Raw genomic sequence first — 1,586 nt, 5'->3', positions numbered from 1 at the left:
CGACTAACCCGTTCCCTTGGATGAGCGAGATTATGGACTTGAAGAAAGAGAAGAATTTCTTTGAGACGCGGGTTATTGAGTATCAGACTGGTGGGGCGTTGAGCTGGGATTGAACCTCAGCAACCGCTCAAAATCACTAGATCGAGAAACCTTCTCACTAAATGTGAAACGGCTTCACCAAAAAGGCTGCCAACTGGCAGCCTTTTTGGTTTGTCATCCGCAGATACCTAAGTGCCCCCAGCCCCCCTCAGAAGCTGTAGCAATTCTCTCCAATTGGTAGACTGCTGAGATTTGGTGCCCATGACGCACCTGTCGTGCCTAAAAGGAATTCCTCTTCAATGTCCGCCCTTCAATCCCTGCTCGACACCTACCGATCTACGTCTGTCACCGAACGCGAAAAAGGCACCTACTTCGAAGAGCTAATTTTCGCCTACCTTCGCAACGAGGCCACCTACCGCGACCTTTACGACAAGGTGTGGATGTATGCCGACTGGGCAAAGGAGCAAGGGCTGGACGGTCGCGACACCGGCATCGACCTAGTCGCACGCACCCAGGGCACCGGTGAGTTTCATGCCATCCAGTGCAAGYTGTACGCYGAGGACTACCGCGTCCAGAARAARGACATCGAYAGCTTYTTTACCGCMTCSGGCAAGGCKCCGTTCTCGCAYCGCATYATCGTTGCTAGCACCAATAACTGGAGCGAACACGCCGAAGACGCCTTGCAGGGCCAACAGCTTTCGATCAACAAGATCGACCTGCAAGCGCTGGAAGACAGCCAGATCGACTGGGCTAAATACCAGCCCAAGCATGCTGTTGCATTCAAGGCCCGCAAGCAGCTTCGGGATCACCAGAAAACTGCGCTGAATGCTGTTGCAGCAGGCCTCAAAGAGGCCGAGCGCGGCAAGCTGATCATGGCCTGCGGCACCGGTAAGACCTTCACCAGTCTGAAGATCGCTGAACAACAGGCAGGTAAGGGCAAGCGTGTGTTGTTCCTGGTGCCCAGCTTGTCGCTGCTGTCGCAGACCCTCACCGAATGGACGCAGGAAAGTGAAACCCTGCTCCACAGCTTCGCCGTGTGCTCCGACAGCGACGTAGGCAAGAAGCGCAAGGCCGATGAGGATGTTCCCCAGGTCTTTGCTCACGAACTGCGCTACCCGGCCACTACCAAGGCAGATCGCCTAGCGGCGGAAATGCTCAAGCGCCACGATGCCGAGCACATGAGCGTGGTGTTCTCTACCTACCACTCCATCGACGTTATCAGCCGCGCCCAGCATGAGCACGGCCTGGCAGCTTTTGATCTGATCATCTGTGACGAAGCCCACCGCACCACCGGCGCCACCTTTGACGACGATGACGAAAGCACCTTCGTGCGCGTTCACGACGCCGACTACATCCGCGCCACAAAGCGCCTGTACATGACCGCCACACCGCGTATCTACGGTGACAGCGCCAAGGTCAAGGCCGAGTCTGGCGAAGTCACCCTCTGCTCGATGGATGACGAAGCGCTGTACGGCAAAGAATTGTTCGTCATCAACTTCTCCGAGGCCGTCCAGCGCGGCCTGCTTACCGACTACAAGGTGCTGGTA

General features: G+C 56.3%; 2 protein-coding genes. Both read left to right on the top strand.

Features of this window, described 5'->3' with window-relative positions:
* Nucleotides 1-113, top strand: a 113-nt coding sequence (locus AC1DRJ_RS27035) for a hypothetical protein (protein ID WP_238346834.1), incomplete at its 5' end; no start/stop codon positions are given.
* A 225-nt stretch (nt 114-338) separates the two neighbouring features.
* Nucleotides 339-1,586: restriction endonuclease (locus AC1DRJ_RS27030; protein ID WP_477804844.1), on the top strand; the 1,248-nt coding region annotated here is incomplete at its 3' end.

The sequence above is a fragment of the Pseudomonas sp. P5_B2 genome, assembly GCF_056400445.1.
The sequence above is the reverse complement of the archived record's forward strand: the minus strand, read 5'-3'. Positions and strand labels throughout refer to the sequence as shown.